The sequence below is a fragment of the Secundilactobacillus folii genome (assembly GCF_009720675.1).
Lineage (GTDB): Bacteria > Bacillota > Bacilli > Lactobacillales > Lactobacillaceae > Secundilactobacillus > Secundilactobacillus folii.
On the sequence record NZ_WNJO01000010.1, the window covers coordinates 76,106 to 94,859 of the forward strand.

Genomic DNA, 18,754 nt, shown 5'->3' on the forward strand with positions numbered 1-18,754 from the left:
TCACAAATGGTATATGTTGATTCAGCCGTCAAATATGATAAAGTTACAGTGAAATTAGCTGGGTCATCGGTGGGGTGATGATCGTTTGAACGCTAATTTCACGTTGATGATGACAACTGTCGTTAAGTCATCTTGGAGTAGGATTCATTCGCAAATTTAGTCGTGTTCTGACACGTTATGTTCATTTATTCACAATTGTTCAAGGCATCGTAGAGAAGGAGTGAGTGAAATGGTAAAGTGGTTACGGCATTCCAAGAGCGCAATGTGGCTCACGACTTTGATCCGACTTTATCTGGCGTATGAGTGGATCTCCGGCGGTGTGGAAAAGATTACGTCTGGTTTCAGTGCTAAAGGGTTCATCATGGGCGCCATTAATCACCCAGTGATGACGCCAGAAAATACTCAGGCCTATAAGTTGTATACCGCTTTTTTAAAAAGCGTCGTTGCGCCAAACGTTAACGTTTTTAGTTTCGTGGTTTCCTGGGGCGAACTATTAGTTGGTTTAGGGCTATTATTCGGAGCGCTAGCAACCGCAGCCGCCTTCTTTGGAATGTTGATGAACTTCGCCTACTTGTTTGCAGGCACGGTGTCGGTTAACCCATTGTTCTTGATTCTGGAATTCATTATCTTAGTGGCTGGTTACAATGCCAGCAAGATCGGTTTGGATCACTGGATCGTCCCTTGGATGCGAGATCGGGTCGGCTGGTTGAAACGGTCAGTTGATTAAGTGCAAATTAACAGGGGCGTTGTGATAAAATTCGATCCTGGTCTGACTATTTCTAGATGTTTGGGCGAAATAGATTATTATTTTTATTTATCTCAAAGCCACTATTCTGTTTAAAACTAATAGCTCAGCTACACACAACAAAATGGTGATTTTCCTAAACTTAGGAAAATCACCATTTTGTCGCAATTTTTTTAGGTAATCTGAGTCAGTGCAATTTTAGTACGAATCGCCATTCATAACCGAATTCTTAACGACCACGTAGTCTACCAAACGGATGTCCATCAGCTTGCGGCCACCGGCGTAAGAAATTGAGCTTTGAAGGTCCTGCTGCATCTCAGTCAACGTATCGGCAATGTCACCGCGGTAAGGAACCAACATTTGTTTACCTTCCACGTTACGGTAGGCGCCCTTTTGCGTTTCTGAAGCTGAGCCCCAGTACTGCTTATAGGTTTTACCGTCAATTTTGATCACGCTGCCAGGTGACTGCATGTGGCCGGCCATCAATGAACCGATCATGACCATGCTGGCCCCGAAGCGGATCGACTTAGCAATGTCACCGTTGTACCGGATTCCGCCATCGGCAATTAGCGGTTTGCTGGCTGCTTTTGAGCACAGGCGTAATGCAGCTAACTGCCAGCCACCAGTACCAAAGCCGGTCTTTAGTTTGGTGATGCAGGCTTTACCGGGACCAATGCCGACTTTAGTTGCGTCAGCACCGGCGTTTTCCAGTTCCCGAACAGCTTCGGGCGTGCCGACATTACCGGCAATAACAAAGCTTTCCGGCAGGTACTTTTTGATGTGCTGGATCATCCGGATCACTGAGTTCGAGTGACCATGAGCAATGTCGATGGTGACGTATTCCGGTACGTCGTTGGCATCAGCCAGCTCTTGGATGAAATCAAGTTCTTCTTGTTTGACACCCACACTGATTGAAGCAAATAGGTTTTTATCGTGCATCATTTTCACGAAATCGTGCCGTTTTTCAGGTTGAAAACGGTGCATCACGTAAAAGTAATCATTTTGAGCCAACCATACGGCGAGGTCGTCATTGATCACAGTTTCCATGTTCGCGGGAACAACGGGGATCTTAAACGTCCGCGGACCAAATTTAACGGAAGTATCAGCCTCTGATCGGCTGTCGATGATGCACTTATTAGGGACTAACTGAATATCTTCATAGTCAAATACTTCTGGGTTCATCATGGATCAGGCTCCTTATTCGTGGACAATGGCGTCCGTATCTTGCCAAGCGTCGATCAAGACGTTGGTTTGTGTCCGGTCTGGGCCGACTGAGAAGGTCGCAATGTCGACACCAACCAGTTCGGCGAGGCGTTTTACGTAGTTTTGAGCGTTAATTGGTAGGTCTTCGTAACGCTTGACACCAGTGATATCTTCCTTCCAGCCGGGTAATTCTTCATAGATTGGTTTGCATCTGTTCAGTTGCTTTAAACTAGCTGGATAATGGTAAATGGTTTCACCATCGAGTTCGTAAGCTGTGGCAATTTTCAGCGTGTCCAGGCCGGTTAACACATCTAGACAGTTTAGAGACAGATGAGTCAGTCCGGAAACACGCTTAGCATGACGGAGAACCACGGTATCAAACCAGCCGATTCGACGTGGCCGTTTAGTTACGGTACCGTATTCGTGACCGGCTTCACGGATGAAGTCACCGGTTTCGTTGTTGAGTTCAGTAGGAAATGGACCGTCACCAACTCTGGAGGTGTAAGCTTTGCAGGCACCAACCACTTCGTCAATTTTGGAAGGACCAACGCCGTTACCAATGGTGACGCCACCGGCAACCGGGTTAGAACTGGTAACAAATGGGTAGGTTCCGTGGTCAATATCCAGCATAACGCCTTGCGCACCTTCGAATAAAACGTGCTTGCCAGCATCGATCGCGTCGTTGATCACGACTGAAGTATCGGTGACATAGCGTTTCAGTTCCTGACCATATTCATAGAAGCTTTCGAAGATAGCGTCAAAGTTTAACGGTGCGTGATCGTAAAGTTTCGTGATCAACTGGTTCTTTTCGGCCAGATTTTGCCGCAGCTTTTCTTCAAACGTATCCTTTTCCAGGAGGTCCGCCATCCGAATACCAATTCGTTCGGCTTTATCCATGTAGGCTGGACCAATGCCCTTATTAGTAGTCCCAATTTTTGCGGTTTTAGCTTTTTCTTGTAATTGATCAATGAGGATGTGATAGGGCAAAATCACGTGTGCCCGGTTTGAAATGCGTAAGTTGTCTGTTGAGACGTTACGGTCGTGCAGGTAATGGAGTTCTTCAACCAGTGACTTCGGGTTGAGCACGACACCGTTACCGATGACACTTAACTTGTCTGAGTAGAAGATCCCAGATGGAATTAAGTGTAACTTGAAAGTTTCACCTTTGAAGACAATGGTGTGTCCAGCATTGTCGCCGCCTTGATAACGTGCAACAACGTCGGCCTGCTTACTGAGGAAGTCGGTAATCTTACCCTTACCTTCGTCGCCCCATTGGCTCCCTACTACTACGATTGATGACATTAGAACACCTCATATCTAAAAATTGCTGAGTGGATAAACACGAACAACCCAGCAATTAATATACTAACAACTTCGAATGGTAAATGCAAGCTAAATCCGAATATTATTAACGATATATTTTTAAAATGTTCTTAAATAGCTAAATATGGGCATAAAAGAGGTAGGAAAGCCGACTGATTAAGCCACTAATTTGATTTCCTAATGAATCTGCGCTCAGAATATGTTATGATTTTAGTGGAAATTCAGTCTAGAATTTCAGTTAATGTTCGGAATTAGATGATATTAATCAGAAATGAGGATGAAGATGCTCGATAGATATACCCGTCCAGAAATGGCAAAAATTTGGTCACTTCATAACCAATACCAATCTTGGTTAGAGGTTGAAATTGCGGTGGATGAAGCCTGGGCACAGCTTGGGGTCGTCCCACAGGAAGATGTTGATAAGATCAATGCCAACGCGACCTTTGATGAACAGCGGATCGCTGAGATTGAAGCGGTGACTCACCATGACGTGGTGGCGTTCACCCGCGACGTGTCTGAATCGCTGGGCGAAGAGCGAAAGTGGATCCACTACGGAATGACGAGCACGGATATTGTTGATACCGCGCAGGGGTATCGTTTGAAGCAGGCCAATGAAATTTTACGCGCCGACCTGCTGCATTTAAAAGAAGTCATTAAGGCTCAAGCTTTAAAATACAAAGATACGGTGATGATTGGTCGGACACATGGTGTGCAGGCCGAACCAACCACCTTTGGATTGAAATTAGCGCGCTGGTACTCAGAGGTTAACCGGGATATTGATCGCTTTGATGAAGCGGCTAACGAAGTCGAAGCGGGGAAGATCTCCGGTGCAGTCGGCACGTTCGCCAATGTGCCACCATATGTAGAAAAGTACGTTTGCGATAAATTAGGCTTACGGGCTCAAGAAATTACCAGCCAAGTCTTGCCACGCGATCTCCACGCCAACTACATTGCCACCTTGGCGCTAATTGGGACCAGTCTGGAAGAATTCGCCACTGAAATTCGCGCACTGCAGCGTTCTGAGATCCATGAAGTCGAGGAACACTTTAATAAGGGGCAAAAGGGTTCGTCGGCCATGCCTCATAAGCGTAACCCAATCGGCTCAGAAAACGTAACTGGTTTGGCACGGGTACTTCGCGGCCACGTTCAAACGGCATACGAAGACGTTGCTTTATGGCATGAGCGTGATATATCGCATTCTTCAGCAGAACGGATCATTCTACCTGATACGACAGCGATTCTAGATTACATGCTGCACCGCTTTGCCCGAATCGTCGAAAACTTAACGGTCTTTCCAGAGCGGATGAAAAAGAACATGGGTCTGACTTACGGTTTGATTTATAGCCAACGTGTCCTACTCAAGTTGATTGATTCTGGGTTGACCCGTGAAGCAGCCTATGACCTCGTTCAGCCGCTAACGGCTAAGGCTTGGGATGAAGGGGTTCAGTTCCGGCCTCTGGTAGAAGGCAATCAAACGATCATGTCGCATCTGACAATGGCTGATATTGAAGATGCGTTCGACTATCACTACCATATTAGACGAGTCGATGAGATTTTTAAGCGCATTGGGTTATTGGCTGATTAAATCAATGAAGTTCAAGCATTCGTGTTGAGATAAGAGAAGTTACAAAATGATTTTAAAAGCAGCTACCAATACTGATGCATCAGTATTGGTAGCTGCTTTATAGTTTGCAGTATGAAATAGTCATAACGGTAGAAAAGTTAAGACGGTGGCTACTATGGTAATGTTTCCCTAGTTCCTGTAATTATTTTGAGGAAGAAAGAAGCCCAGTGTTCGTTTCGGGTGCAATACAATTCATGTCGGTATTCGGTACGTTCTTTAATGGCACCAAAAAAGCCAAACTCCGACGAGCTTGGCTTTTTTAAAGTTGTCGATATCCATCTTAGGGGAGGAAGTGGACATCAGCGGATCTCTTCTAGGGAGGAGGATGGATCCGTTTATGCAAGCAACATCAGTTTCCTAGGGGGAGAAAACCGATTAAAGGAAGTGCTCCTCTGTTCAAGAGGAATAGCTAGTTGCCTTTGCTATGTTTATAATATAACAACAAATTGTGATGAAAGTGTGAACTATGCTTGGGATATTCGTGAAATTTACTTATCTCAAAAATAAGTTTTTAGAAACTGCCCAACTCGGTGCTGATAGGCTTCCGGGTTGTACCAGAAGCTTTCAGCGTGCGTGGCATTTTTGACGATCCAAAGTTGTTTTGGCGCCTTGGTCGCCCGGTAATTCTCATAGGCCATTTTAACCGGAACGTAGGTGTCCTTACCGCCGTGGATAAAGAGAATTGGTCGCCGATTTTTGCGGAGCTGATCGATGGAAGAAACGTCGCCCAAGTAAAAGCCGAGACGTTGGCGGTTAATGGTGCTGACTAGTGGTTCAATTGGGTATTCAGGGAGGTGGAACTGTTCCTTCAACAGGTAAGTCATTTCCTCTTTGATGCTGGAATAGCCACAGTCCGCAATAATTGCTTTCACTTGTGTTGGCAAGTTTTCACCTGACAACATTTCAACGGTTGCGCCGCCCATGCTGACGCCGAACAGCAGGATCTTTTCGTCTTCACCCTTAACGGCGATCAACTTATTGATCCAGTTCAAGTAATCTAGGCGGTCTAGCCAGCCAAAGTTGATGTATTCGCCAGCGCTGTCGCCGTGTGCCCGGTCATCTGGCAGCAAAACATTAAAGCCCATGTTATAAAACATGTGGGCGTAGTTAGCCATCGTTTCCCGGTTACCCTTGTAGCCGTGAGAGATAATGACGGTTTTCTTTAAATGGTCTGGATGTTGAATAAAGGTTGCTACTAAGCGCTTTTTAGGTTCATGTTCGTTTAAATACCAAGTCTCGTGTGGAATCTTTTTGAACCAGTCAACGTATTCATAATACTGGTCCGCGTACTTTTGCTTTTCGGCTGAGGTTTCCGGGACATAGTTGACCCGGGGAATGAACATGTCGAAAAGTTTTTGGCTTACATAAAGAGCGCCACCGGCAACAGCCGCCAGTGGCAGTCCAAGTGCGAGTGATTTTTTCAATGGGATACCTCCGTTAATCAGTGAGTCAGATACAATTGTTTCAGGTCAGCGATATCGTGGTCAGTCAGCTCAAGGGCATTTGCTAAGAAAGCCTGCATCGACCCATAGTTCGTCTCAATGGCCTTCATCGCCGCGTCAAAGTAGTCGCTTGACACGGACATGAGGGCCTTGACTGAGGCCAGTGATTGACCCGTGATGCCCTCACTTTCTGCTCTTTTTAGTCGGTCTTGAATAAGTGGTGACAGTGTTTTATTGGTTAGTAAATAGTCCCGTTTGACCGTTTTTCTCGGAACACCGAGTGCGGACAAAAAGAACGCGGCACCCATACCAGTTCGGTCCTTACCAGCCGTGCAGTGGAAAAGGATCGCATTATGGGCGTCAGTGTTTGCCAGCAGCGTGGCAAAGAAATTCTGATAAGCTTCATGAGCTTGCGGCATTGTGACCATTTCCTGATAGACATCGATCATGTGCTGACGGCCGTTTTCCTGGCGTTCCTTCATCTCGGCTTTTAATTCAGCTTCCGACTTAGAGGCGTCCGTCTTATCTTCCGTGAAGACGGGCAGGTGGCGGTAGCGGATACCAGCCGGAATTCGGTCGGGGGAGTCTGAAACCTCCGTGTTAGACCGAAAATCGACGTCGACTTTAATGCCATAATCGACCAGTGACTGCTGATCCCGATTGGATAAGTAGGCCAGTGATGCGGTTCGAATGACTCGTTGCCACTGAACCTTTTGGCCGTCAATTGTTTGGTAACCGCCCAAGTCACGGAAGTTATACCCGTGCTCCATTGGCAGGATTCGTTGGTTAGTTTGCTGCATGAAAGTGCCCCCTTTTTCGCTTGTTGACAAGTACACCATTCATTGTAACGCAATCAAAACCGGTGAACCAGCGTTTATACCCGGCCGGTGATAGTAGAAAATGCAGTTATGCAGTTTCACTTATCAGCGGAATACTTTGTTTGGAGAAATGAAAGCGCTATAATACCAGTATTGATATCTAAACGTTGGGATGGTGAACAAAATGAAAATTGGAATTATCGGCGGCAGTGGTAAAACCGGTTCGGCTGTTTATCAAGAAGCGCAAAAGCGCGGCCATGAGCCAACTGCATTTGTCAGAAGTGAAGAAAAGGGTCACGCCGTTTTGGGTGCTGACGCCCGGTTACTTGTTAAAGACGCCTTTGAGCTCACTAAAGCTGACCTGACTCAGTTTGACGTGATCATCGATGCCTTCGCCGTTCCAATGGGCTCGGGCACTAGTTATCTGCATCTGGACTTACTGACCCAGTTAGTTCATGAACTCAGACAGACTGAGACGCGCTTGTTCGTGATTATTGGAGCGGCCAGCCTGAAGCTTGAAGACGGTCGTCGCCTGCTGGATCAGCTACTAGCAATGCCCGACCATGAAAAATGGATCGGGACACCACTGAATCAAACCTACGAACTGGAATTTTTGCAAATGGTTGATAACGTTGACTGGGTGGCTGTTTCACCGCAGCGTAACTTTGGCCCTGGACCAACCAACGGCTATGTCATGGGGACGGATAAGATCATGGTCGACTCAAATGGCAAGTCGGAGCTGTCAAATGGCAACATGGCACTGGCGATACTCGATGAAATTGAAACGCCCAAGCATCGGCATCAGCGGTTTACAGTTCGAAATCAAGAGGTGAAGTAGTTCATGAGTATCCGTGGTGATTGGTTATTATTTAAAATCAAACGCAGCCGGCTGAAACAGCAGGTGGCCATCAGTTTTCAGCATCCCAGCCGGCGGACGGATGAACTGGATCCGGCAAAGTTCAAAAAACCAGCCCAGGTCAAGGTAGTGCCCATGGAAGACGATCACGCGCGTTTGATCACGCTGTCGCCCGAAGCACAGACCAACCGTCACGTGGTTATTTTTCACGGGGGTGCCTATACGGTACCAACCACCGAGAGTCATCGGCAGTGGATGGAGTTGATCGTTTCCCGAATGGCGGCGAAGGCCACCATGCTAGATTTCCCCCTCGCCCCAGAACATACCGCTGTTGAGACTGTTCCGGCAGCGCTTGACGCCTATGCCGAACTGAAAACCGAGTATCCAGACGACCAATTTTTCTGGTTGGCCGATTCTTCGGGTGCGGGTTTAGCGCTAGTGCTTTTGCAGCAACTGCGTGCTAAACAGCAGCAGCTACCAGCTGGTACGGTGCTGGTTTCACCTTGGGTCGATTTGGCGATGCGCGATCCAGAAATTGAAGCGCGCACCCAAAGTGATCCAGAATTACCGTTGCAAGCCATGCGTCAGGTGGCAGCCAACTATGCGGGCAATCTAGTATTGGACGATCCACTAGTGAGTCCAATCAACGGACCGCTTGATCATTTGGGCCTGATCAGTCTCTGGTTCGGTACGACAGAACTGCTGTTACCGGATCACCACCGCTTAACCGAGGCGTTGCAGCAGGCGGATGGGACTCAGGTTGATGTTCACGAGATGCATAATATGCTGCACGATTTCTTGTTATGGCATAACCTGCCGGAAAGTCGGAAAGTTTTTGAACGGTTAAATCAAATGATGACAGCAAAAGAGTGAGGCAAAACTCGGTTAGATCCCAGAATGTATGTAAAGCGCGCCGTAGATTCCTGGTTTTGGAATCTGCGGCGCACTTTACTCACATGACCGGAATCTGAGTTTTGACACACGTTTAGGCCATGTCCAGTCTCGAGATTGAGTTACATTTTTAACGACCTCGGCGTTAAAAAATCAGTTCGATACTTACCAATATTAACTTTTGTCCCAGCCCCTTAATGCCTTTTTTGAGCGATTTTGGCGCTGCGAGTGATCAGATCCGAAAAAATCGCCTTAGATTCCACGTGATGCTTATACATGTTTTCGGGGTGCCACTGAACGGCGAGGATTTGGTCGCTATCGATCGATTCCACGGCTTCGATCACCTGGTCATCGGCCCGGGCAGTGATCTTCAAGCTTGGGGCTAGATCCTTGATTGCTTGGTGGTGCCGGGAGTTCACGTAGGGCCGTTCACCGACGATCTGGTACAGACGACTTTCGGACTGTACCGAAATGTGGTGAGACGGCATGTTGCCGGGGGCTTCTTGACTGTGCTTAATGGTGGCATGGGGATTTTGAGATAGGTCCTGATACACTGTGCCACCAAGGCCAATATTAACTAACTGTAGACCGCGGCAGATACCCAGAATTGCCTTACCAGCAGCAACGGCTTGTTTCAGAAGTTCGATCTCAAACAGGTCGCGCTTCCGGTAGGTGATTCCCAGTTTTTCGCGCGGTTCTTCACCATAAAAGGTGGGGTCAACGTCTGCTCCGCCTAAGAAAGCAACACCATCAAACAGATCCATATAATCCGTCACGTCTTTTGGCTCAACACTTGGGAAAATAATCGGGATGCCACCCGCCTTCACCACCGCTTCAATTGCGGGGCGGGGCGCAAAGGCAGCGTTTCGTTCGTTGATGATGTTAGTGGCTTCCGCCAGCGTATCGGCTGGTAACGCAATTCTTGGTCGCAAAGCAATTCCCCCTCTATTCTGTGAATACGATGAGGCTAATCTAGCAGACTTTGCTGGTAAATGTCAAGTGGCATGGTGGCTCAGGACTGCTGGGCAGCTGATCAAGCAAAGATAATTTGGGTCAAATTAGAAGGATTGTTCAAATGCAAGGCCATTCTACTGTATTTCACAAAGGAAGGCAGCTTAATATTTAACAATCGCGTCAAATAGCGGTACATTAGTTATGTAACTAAAATTAAAGAGGTATAAAAAAATGGCAATGACAGAACGACAGTTGATTCAAGAAATTCTGAACACGGTGGACGTGCTCTACGAATTTGAAAACGCCGATGAAGACGCTAAGGCTTACACACTGCTGATTACGCAGCAGGATAACGATACGCGTGAGCTCGAGACTGTGAACGCAGAAATCAAGAAGTACTTCCAGGAAGCCGACTTTGACTACAAGGAAGAACTTCACCCAACTAAGACTGAACGCCCAGCTGATATCCGAGTTGATATCAAACGGTGATTAGTCGAAGCGACAACTCTAATGTTTAAAGCATTTAAAAACGGTACTAAATCCTTTTGGGGGTCAGTACCGTTTTTTGTTGCGCCTTAAATGCAACGCTGGTGATTTAAAATTTAACAAAGCTAATGGTTAATTAATGACATGAACTTTGTGAATGTGATAAAGTAAGACTAGTTTTGAAACCGTTTTCGTTATCACAAAGTTGGAGGTTGGAATTGTTATGGCAATGAAAGAGCCGGAGCATTATATTCTCGCGATTGACCAGGGGACTTCCGTGACCCGGGCGATGCTGTTTGACCACTCAGGACGCAAGGTGATTGAGAGCGAAAAAAGTTTTCCGCAATACTATCCACACAACGGTTGGGTCGAAGTTGACGCTAATGAGGTGTGGAACTCGGTTCAGTCGGTGATTGCCAGTGCGCTGATCGACGCTGGGGTTCACCCCGAGTACATCGATGGCATTGGGATTTCTAGTCAACGTGAAACGACAGTCATTTGGGATAAGGCGACTGGTCAGCCCATTTATCACGCCATTGGCTGGTTATCAAAGCAGACCACGCCCATTGCTAAGCAGATGGTCGCTGATGGTTACACCGATATGATCCATGAACACACCGGGTTAGTGATCGATTCATATTTCTCAGCCACCAAGGTTCGCTGGCTATTGGATCATGTACCTGGTGCTCAGGAACGAGCGGAAAAGGGCGAACTGCTGATGGGTACGATCGACAGCTGGCTAACTTGGAAGTTATCCGATGGCCAACTGCACATAACTGACTATACCAACGCCAGCCGAACCATGATGTTTAACATTCATGACCTAACTTGGGACGATGAGATCTTGAAGATTCTCAACATTCCGAAGCAAATGCTGCCGGAAATTCATTCGTGTTCCGAAATTTATGGGACGACGAAAAACTACCAGTTCTATGGTGTTGAAGTACCGATTTGCGGCCTAGTAGGTGACCAACAGGGTGCCTTGATCGGCCAAATGGCATTTAAACCCGGTGAAGTTAAAAATACCTATGGCGATGGTGCCTTCATCATGATGAATACTGGTGATCAGCCGCAGTTTTCTAAGCATCAGTTGCTGACGACTATTGCCTATGACTTAGACGGGAAGATCAACTACGCGCTTGAAGGGTCGATCTTCGTGGCCGGAACCGCGCTAAATTGGCTCCACGAAACGATGAAGATTATTGATAACGTGCCACAATCACGCCAGGTGGCTATGGAATCGACTAACGATGATGAAGTTTACGTTGTCCCTGCATTTAACGGCCTCGGCGCCCCTTACTGGGACCAGGATGCGCGTGGTGCGGTGTTTGGCTTGACTCGCGGGACGAACCGGGCCGACTTCGTCAAAGCGACGCTGCAGTCGATCGCCTATCAGACGCGTGACATCATCGAAACGATGCGCCAGGATACGGACATGCCAGTAGTAGAGATCCTTGCCGATGGCGGCGCCTCACGTAACCGCTACTTGATGCAGTTTCAAGCCGATATTTTGAACCTGCCGATCGTCCGGTCTAGTGATGAAGAGACCACGGCGTTAGGTGCAGCGATTTGTGCTGGACTGGCGGTTGGCTACTGGAAGAATCTGGCAGAAGTGAGTCAGATTCACGCGGCGGGACGGACCTTCCGACCAGATATGACTGACGAGCGGCGCAAACGGCTCTATGATGGCTGGCAGGTGGCTATTAAAGCGACACGAGCCTTTAAAGTTTAATCTCAATTTGGCACCTCGCAGATGATTGCGGGGTGTTTTTCAGTTGTCAGTCACTAGTTACCCCTGTTATGCTGAACGGGATAGCGATTTGTTAAAGGGGGATCTGTAATGTCAACAATTAATATCAAAGCTGCTGTGATTGCGGGCACTGTCGCCGGTGTAGCTTCTGGCCTCGTGAAATTAGGCTGGGAAAATATTTTGCCACCCCGGACGCCAGCTCGAAACCAGACCAATCCGCCGCAACGACTTTTAGAACAGTTCGGCGTTCCTGCAAAAGTGACTCATGCCACTTACACCTATTCTGATACACGGCTGCCATGGGTCAGTTACTTGATTCATTTCGGGTTTTCAACGACCTTTGGCGCTCTTTACAGTGTGGCCGGGCACTATTTACCTGTGCTGAGGCTGGGTCAGGGCACGCTGTTTGGTCTCGGTGTTTGGGGCGCTTTTCATCTCGGTATTATGCCCGCGATGGGGACGGTGCCAAATGCCAAGCAGCAACCGGTGGAAGAACACGTGTCGGAAGCTTTGGGGCACATGGCTTGGATGTGGACGAACCATGTTATTTCGGATGCGGTTTATCGGCAGTTGACCAAGGGTGAATAGTGTTTATTGGAAGTTGGATAGAGTAAAGTCAATTGTTTGAAATGCAAAAGAGCAGCCAAGTTGAATTTTGAACTTGGCTGCTCTTTTTGAGTTGATGCTGATGTTATATGGCTGAAACGTGCTCCGCAAGGCAAAGACCTGCATGTAACGAATTCTGGTCATAAACCCAGGAAAACCACCTGGCTTTCTGCCCAGACTCCGTTACACTCCGGTCTTTAACCGCCTTGCTTCACACTCTGATTGCTGCTACACAGCCGAAACGCGTTCCACAAGGCAAGGGACTATGTAGAAGCCAACTCTGACATAAATCCAAACCCGGGATTTTTGCCAGAGTCGCCTTCTACGCCGTCCCTTAACCGCCTTGTTCCACGCTCTACTTCTTTTTCAAATACCTACTCTTCTCCAACAAATCAAGCGATCTCTTTGTTGCCGGTTGATAGCCCAGATTAAACAGATGCCTAAAGTACATCAGATTATAAATGAACCCCCACAAGAGATCCAAAACTAGCTCCAAAACACTATAAGCCATGCTCTGTGCCTGCACCGTTGAAAAATGAATCGAGTAGAGCCCCAAGACTGCACCAGCATCGATGCCAATCATACATAGAAGGTTATACCAGTCGCCCCGGAAAATCGGTACCAGAAAGTTGAACAGAAATGCCGTATACGAGAACCCGACCTTTCCAATTCGTATGTCGCCACTATCCGGTTTAGCTACCGTCGCGTAGTTTGGTGGTACCGGAAGCCCGTTTGGACCCTCGTTATTATCACCATTACCAAATGGATTTTGCATCTAAACCCTCTTTTCTACTTTGATATTCTTAATAGTCAAAATTGGTCAAACTTGTTATTGCTTAATGATAAGCCTAATTGAGGCATATTGCTAGCACTATGCCCGTGTAAATTTCACAACCGCTTCACATCTGGCAGTCTGCGGCATCATATCCACCGACTGAATATAGTCGACATGGTATTGCTGCGTCAGCTTGACTAGGTCTTTGGCCAGCGTTGATGGATTACATGAAATGTACACGAACTTCTTTGGTTTGGCGTCCAAAATGGCATTGATCAAACCGTCATCCAGACCAGTGCGGGGTGGGTCGACAATCAGCGCATCCGGCTTGAAGCCCTCCGCTAGCCACTTCGGGATCACCGATTCAGCCGTGCCGGTTTCGTAGTGAACGTTGCTGATCCCGTTCAGTTTGGCGTTTTCGTTGGCATCGTCCACGGCATCCTTAATGATATCCATGCCGCGGACTTCCTTGGCGGCGTGGGCGATCGACAGCCCAATCGTGCCAACACCGGAGTAAGCATCGATTACCGTTTCATTTGCCGACAGGTCGAGAGCCTTCAATGCTTCGTCATATAAGCGAACAGTCTGGTAGGGGTTCAACTGCAGGAACGCTCTGGCTGACAGGTTGAACTGCAGGCCATTTAGCACTTCCCGAATTTTCGGCTTGCCAGCTAATAGGCGCGTTTCCTCGCCCCAGATCAACGATGTTTTTTCATTATTAATGTTTTGCATGATTGAAACGATTTCTGGAAATGCAGCTTGAAGGCGCTTGATCAGCGTATTTTTTTGCGGGAATGGTGCCTCAGTGGTCACGAAGACGACCTGTACTTCTCCGGTGCCGGCAGCCACGCGGACAACCACTGTCCGCACGAGGCCCGTGCCGTGCTTTTCATCGTACGTTGAAACGTCCAGTTCCTCCATTAAGGCAACGATTCCCCGCATGACGTGCATGGTTGCGGGCATTTGCACGGAACAGGTTGCCAGATCAACTAGGTGGTGACTGCGTTCTTGATACAGGCCCGCAATCACGTGACCGCTTTCGTCACGACGAACTTGAAACTGCGCTTTATTGCGGTACTCATAGGGGTTATCCATGCCAATGGTTGGCTTCAAGTTATAGCTCCGATACCCCTTTGGCTGGTACTTCTCCAACGACTGTAAGACCACGTCGCGCTTAAAAGCTAATTGAGCGGGGTAGGCCAGGTGTTCTAGCTCGAAGCCGCCCACTTCTTCAGCGTAACTGTCCCGTGGCTTGACGCGGTCGGGGCTTGGGATCTTCAAACGGTGCATTTTGGCCGTTAAAAAGCGCGGTTTCACGTCGGTCACTTCAGCGACGATGACTTCGTTTGGCAGGGCACCCTTAACGAAGACTAGCTTGCGCTTAAAGTAGCCGATGCCCTCCCCGTTGATTCCCATTCGTTTGATGGTCAGTGGGAAACGCTGGCCGATTTCGACTTTCACGTCTCGTTGCTGGCGCGGTCGATGGTTATTTGAATGTTGATATTGTTTTTGTGATTGGTTTGTTTTCAATACGTTTTCCTATCTTTGACTGAGTGGCGTTGCTTCTTTGGTATTGTAGCGTAAAAAGGCGGTTCAGCACAAGCTGAGCCACCTCTAAGATGAAGTTATTTGATTGATTTTATTGGTTGTAAAATGCAGTCTGCAAAAACTTATTTTTCGTAGTACTTATACCGAATCGTGTAGGACTTTAAATCGCCCTGTTTCAGTTCGATATCACCAAAACCGTCGTGGTTGATGGCGTCTGGTAAGGTCTGTGCTTCAGTGGCTAGCGCATTGTAAGGCTGGCTTTGATCAAACGGGTTAGCGGTGAAGACTACCAAGCCGTTGCGGTCAGAGAAGATATCCACGTGCCGGTTCGAGTCGCTGTCACTGAGAGTCGCAATCGGCTTGTCAGCACTTGGAGTGACTTCGTAAGCGTCGTCGATTTCAACCTTACCCGTCTGTGACTTGATATCTTTCAGTGCGCTTGGAATGTCTCTGGTCTGTTCAAAGTCGTAACCAGTCTGAGCTAGGTCGGTAAAGTTGCCAGTTGGCACCTTATCTGAGGCTAACTCCAAACGGCGCTTGCTGTTGATCTGCAGGAGCTGCGTATCCAGTGATTTTTGACCTTCAGTCAGGTTCCAGTAAACGTGGCAAGTCGGGTTAAAGAGCGTGGTTTCAGTCGAAGCCGCACTAAAGTTGATGCTGACTTCGTTGTCATCGTTGAAACTGTAAGTGATGCGCGCGTCTAAATCACCAGGGAAGTGGTCTTCAGAACTTGGAATGTGACGTGAGAAAGTGATACTTGCATCGTGGTCGCGAATCGACTGCTCTGCGTGCCAAACAAGTTCTGAAAAGCCGTGCGGGCCACCGTGCAAAGTGTTGTCATTTTCGTTGGCATCGAAGTGGTATTCTTTGCCCTCAATCGTGGCGGTTGCTTTTGTGATTCGGCCGGCAACCCGCCCAATCGATTTGCACAAACTGTATGATGCTGGGCTATCATAGTGTGCCAGGTCCTTGAAGCTGACGATCAGCGGATGCTGGTTGACTGTAAAGCCAACCCAAGTTGCGCCCAGCGTGCTGACTTGAATGAAGTTGCCAGCGGCGTTAGTAATTGTATAACGGTCAATGTTTTGGTCACCATGTTGACCAAAAATGTCGGATGTAATCTGCATTGCAAAAATCCTCCTTATGAAAACGCTTTATCAATGAACATTATACACTTCATTTTGATAAAATTTTAGTAAAATACAGGAGTTTTACGCAAAATTTTTCCTGAACAGTCTTAAAATCAATTCTTTACTGTTTCTCAACATTTCCTTCACGATTTCGTGACAATTGGTTGATATGATATTTACTGTAATATCAATTAATGGTATTGAAAGGGCTGAGAGGCATGTTACTTGATAATTCAGAAGTTGAGACTATCGCGGTACAATTGGTACACGTTGATGGATCTAAGATGACTGCTAAAACCGAAAATAATCGTGTGATTGAAATTCAACCGGGTGAGGGCGAGAAGCGTGACAAGTCGTTCTGGCAAAGCATGAAAGATATTGCGAAGGCCAAGATTTGGCTGCCAGTGACGAAGGGCACCCACCGGTTGTTACAATACGACTGGCTCAGTGCAACGCCAGTGGTTTAAGACACATTTAGATTTTGAAAAATGACAACAGGCGGCTTCCTGGAAATTAGGGAAGCCGCCTTTGTGTGCTATTTAGGCTCACTAGGCGGTTGTTATCGCTGGTTTGACGTTGCGTTCACCGCAATAATAGCCAGCTGTGAGTTGCTGTTGATTAATAGAGCATCTTTATTGGCCTAATTTTGACGGTTTAACGCATCACCAGAGGAGAAAAAATGAGTTATCCAAATGTCCGTTTCAGGTTTAATCCAACTGTATTTGAAAAAACCTCTCTTTTTAGCAGTATAATTCTGGAATTTCATTGACTTATAACAACATTTGAATTATGTTTGATAAGTCAGATAACAGCGCTTGAGGTATATTCGGGCGCGGTGTTTTGTTTTAACACAAGTTTAGACGGGAGAGTTTATCATGAAATTATTTTCAAAGTTGGGTATAGAACTCGTAAGTGCTGGCGCATTGCTGTTAGGGGTCGGCAGCTTGCCTGTCATCGCTCATGCAGATGGCGACAGTATGACTTCAGACGCAACGATCAACGTGATTAAGTCTACGCAAACCGGATCATTAAAGCTGGTATCAGTCCCAAGTTTTACCTTTAGTAAGGCTTTGGACAGTGCTGATACTTCGCTGACCGATGCCGCTCCAAGCGGTCAACTGGACGTTGACGATGAGACCCATACCGCTTCTGGTTGGAACGTAACGGCTCAGATGAGCAACTTTACGGATGCCAGTAAGCAGACGGTCAGCAACGGCTGGTACATGGGCTTAGGGATGCAGGCACCACAGTTCACAGGCGACAAACAAGTCGGGGATTCACCCAGCGATAGTAGTGCCACAACGTTGAATGCCGGTGGTGCCGCTGTCACGGTCCAAAGTGCCGCAGATGGTGCCGGCTTGGGTGACTGGCAGACCAACTTTGCGAACGCAACGCTGAGCCTTGGTACATTACCAGCCAAGGTTGCAAGTTATAATGCCACGATCACTTGGTCATTGACCTCTGGGCCGACTAGTGACGTTACCACCAACTAATGGCAAGGCAATTTAAATTAGCGCTGGTTGGATTACTGGCGCTATTGAGTGTTTGTGCCTGGCAACCCCGATCCGTTCACGCCCAGACAACGGTGAACGGTTTTGAGGTGCGAGCTGTTTTACCGAGTGACAACCGCTCGGGTTCTAATTTCTTTGATTTGAATTTACACCCCGGAACTGAACGTCGCCTACCCGTTAAAATTACTAATAATAGTGCGAAGACGCAACATTTTTACGTCCAGCCCAATAATGCCACGACGAACAGTAACGGCATTATTGACTATAGTAATGGCACGAGAAAAGACGTTTCTGCCAGCACGTCACTCACCGATATGTTGAGTGACAAAACTGGTTTGCCGGTAGTGATCAAAGGGCATCGTAGCTCAGTTGTGACCTTCCGGCTAAAAGCCCCGGCGCAATCCTTTGCGGGGACTGTTCTAGGTGGCTTCGTAGTTAGTTCGGTGACCGCAGCTGGGAACGCTAAGGCTGCTGGGATCAATAATTTAGCCCACTACGTCCTGGCGGTGAGACTGCGTGAGTCGAACCAGAAGATTCAGCCTGATTTGGTTTACCACGGCGCCCATTATAACGTCAGCAACGGGATTCCAATTGTCGGGGTCAAGCTTCAAAATACCGCGCCGGTGATCGTTGGCAAAGTGCATTTAAAAGCCACCGTTACCGGTGAAGGTCACAAAGTGGTAGCTCGAATCGACCAGCAGAATTTAAACTTTGCGCCCACTTCAAGCTTTGATTATCAGCTCAAAACGCTTGGTCAAAAAGCGCTTAAAACAGGGCGTTACCGGTTAAATATGACGGTTAAGGCGGATAATGGCTACTGGAAATTCGACAAGCTATTTGATGTGACCGCCCAGGACAGCCATAAAGCCACGGCTTATAAGCAGCCGATTAACTGGACTCAGATCGCATTGTGGGTGATTGAAGCGCTGGCTGTGCTAATCGTGTTGAGTTATGTATACCGCAGGATTAAACAGTGGTTAAATCGAACTAAATAAAGTTATTGTTGGATGCTTCATGAAAATGTTAAGAGAGTGGGGCAACACTCAGTTAGAGCCCAGCATGCAAGTAAAGAGCGCCGCAGATTCCTGATTT

General features: G+C 47.5%; 18 protein-coding genes. 10 read left to right on the forward strand and 8 right to left on the reverse strand.

The features are described from left to right. The first annotated feature begins 229 nt into the window (after positions 1-229). Complete coding sequence (locus GM612_RS09035) at positions 230-727, forward strand: DoxX family membrane protein (RefSeq protein ID WP_155432053.1); 498 nt, start codon at positions 230-232, stop codon at positions 725-727. 216 nt (positions 728-943) lie between these two features. Here the strand turns inward: GM612_RS09035 and GM612_RS09040 are convergent, their stop codons facing one another. Next, positions 944-1,927 carry a GMP reductase gene (locus GM612_RS09040; RefSeq protein ID WP_155432072.1) on the reverse strand — a complete coding sequence of 328 codons (984 nt, stop codon included), beginning with the start codon at positions 1,925-1,927 and terminating at the stop codon, positions 944-946. A 15-nt stretch (positions 1,928-1,942) separates the two neighbouring features. Further along, positions 1,943-3,250 (reverse strand): adenylosuccinate synthase, encoded by a 1,308-nt coding sequence (locus GM612_RS09045; protein ID WP_155432054.1) that lies wholly within the window; start codon positions 3,248-3,250, stop codon positions 1,943-1,945. Between the two features lie 304 nt (positions 3,251-3,554). On the opposite strand from GM612_RS09045, the gene purB reads away from it, so the two are divergent. Then, positions 3,555-4,856 carry an adenylosuccinate lyase gene (gene purB, locus GM612_RS09050; RefSeq protein ID WP_155432055.1) on the forward strand — a complete coding sequence of 434 codons (1,302 nt, stop codon included), beginning with the start codon at positions 3,555-3,557 and terminating at the stop codon, positions 4,854-4,856. Between the two features lie 536 nt (positions 4,857-5,392). Here the strand turns inward: purB and GM612_RS09055 are convergent. Beyond that, positions 5,393-6,319 carry an alpha/beta hydrolase gene (locus tag GM612_RS09055; protein ID WP_246147680.1) on the reverse strand — a complete coding sequence of 309 codons (927 nt, stop codon included), beginning with the start codon at positions 6,317-6,319 and terminating at the stop codon, positions 5,393-5,395. A 17-nt stretch (positions 6,320-6,336) separates the two neighbouring features. After that, on the reverse strand, positions 6,337-7,137 hold the full coding sequence (locus tag GM612_RS09060) for a tyrosine-protein phosphatase (protein ID WP_155432056.1): 801 nt from the start codon (positions 7,135-7,137) through the stop codon (positions 6,337-6,339). Positions 7,138-7,339: 202 nt separating this feature from the next. Between GM612_RS09060 and GM612_RS09065 the strand changes: the two genes are divergently transcribed. Both GM612_RS09065 and GM612_RS09070 read left to right on the forward strand, forming a co-directional pair. Further along, entirely contained in the window at positions 7,340-7,993 is a 654-nt protein-coding gene (locus tag GM612_RS09065) for an NAD(P)H-binding protein (RefSeq protein ID WP_155432057.1), read from the forward strand. 3 nt (positions 7,994-7,996) lie between these two features. Next, complete coding sequence (locus GM612_RS09070) at positions 7,997-8,884, forward strand: alpha/beta hydrolase fold domain-containing protein (protein ID WP_155432058.1); 888 nt, start codon at positions 7,997-7,999, stop codon at positions 8,882-8,884. 212 nt (positions 8,885-9,096) lie between these two features. Here GM612_RS09070 and GM612_RS09075 read toward each other — a convergent pair whose 3' ends face one another. Further along, positions 9,097-9,834 (reverse strand): gamma-glutamyl-gamma-aminobutyrate hydrolase family protein, encoded by a 738-nt coding sequence (locus GM612_RS09075; protein ID WP_155432059.1) that lies wholly within the window; start codon positions 9,832-9,834, stop codon positions 9,097-9,099. A 253-nt stretch (positions 9,835-10,087) separates the two neighbouring features. Here GM612_RS09075 and GM612_RS09080 point away from each other — a divergent pair, with 253 nt between their 5' ends. From GM612_RS09080 to GM612_RS09090, 3 genes are all read left to right on the forward strand, one after another. After that, positions 10,088-10,345, forward strand: coding sequence for a hypothetical protein (locus GM612_RS09080; protein WP_155432060.1), 258 nt, complete (start codon positions 10,088-10,090; stop codon positions 10,343-10,345). Positions 10,346-10,565: 220 nt separating this feature from the next. Beyond that, positions 10,566-12,074 carry a glycerol kinase GlpK gene (glpK, locus tag GM612_RS09085; RefSeq protein WP_155432061.1) on the forward strand — a complete coding sequence of 503 codons (1,509 nt, stop codon included), beginning with the start codon at positions 10,566-10,568 and terminating at the stop codon, positions 12,072-12,074. Positions 12,075-12,182: 108 nt separating this feature from the next. Beyond that, complete coding sequence (locus GM612_RS09090) at positions 12,183-12,680, forward strand: DUF1440 domain-containing protein (protein WP_155432062.1); 498 nt, start codon at positions 12,183-12,185, stop codon at positions 12,678-12,680. Positions 12,681-13,053: 373 nt separating this feature from the next. Here the strand turns inward: GM612_RS09090 and GM612_RS09095 are convergent, their stop codons facing one another. From GM612_RS09095 to GM612_RS09105, 3 genes are all read right to left on the reverse strand, one after another. Continuing rightward, on the reverse strand, positions 13,054-13,473 hold the full coding sequence (locus GM612_RS09095; protein ID WP_155432063.1) for a DUF2628 domain-containing protein: 420 nt from the start codon (positions 13,471-13,473) through the stop codon (positions 13,054-13,056). A gap of 96 nt (positions 13,474-13,569) precedes the next feature. Then, entirely contained in the window at positions 13,570-15,003 is a 1,434-nt protein-coding gene (rlmD, locus tag GM612_RS09100; protein ID WP_155432064.1) for a 23S rRNA (uracil(1939)-C(5))-methyltransferase RlmD, read from the reverse strand. A 140-nt stretch (positions 15,004-15,143) separates the two neighbouring features. Beyond that, a complete protein-coding gene (locus GM612_RS09105; protein ID WP_155432065.1) occupies positions 15,144-16,148 on the reverse strand; it encodes an aldose epimerase family protein in 1,005 nt (334 codons plus the stop codon). A gap of 221 nt (positions 16,149-16,369) precedes the next feature. On the opposite strand from GM612_RS09105, the gene GM612_RS09110 reads away from it, so the two are divergent. From GM612_RS09110 to GM612_RS09120, 3 genes are all read left to right on the forward strand, one after another. Beyond that, positions 16,370-16,618: a hypothetical protein gene (locus tag GM612_RS09110; protein WP_155432066.1), complete on the forward strand. Its 249-nt coding sequence runs from the start codon at positions 16,370-16,372 to the stop codon at positions 16,616-16,618. Positions 16,619-17,026: 408 nt separating this feature from the next. Beyond that, the gene (locus GM612_RS09115; protein WP_155432067.1) at positions 17,027-17,644 is read left to right on the forward strand and encodes a WxL domain-containing protein; all 618 of its coding nucleotides are present in this window, start codon (positions 17,027-17,029) and stop codon (positions 17,642-17,644) included. Further along, on the forward strand, positions 17,644-18,657 hold the full coding sequence (locus tag GM612_RS09120; RefSeq protein WP_155432068.1) for a WxLIP family cell surface protein: 1,014 nt from the start codon (positions 17,644-17,646) through the stop codon (positions 18,655-18,657). Before GM612_RS09115 ends, GM612_RS09120 begins: the two co-directional genes overlap by 1 nt. Positions 18,658-18,754: the final 97 nt, after the last annotated feature.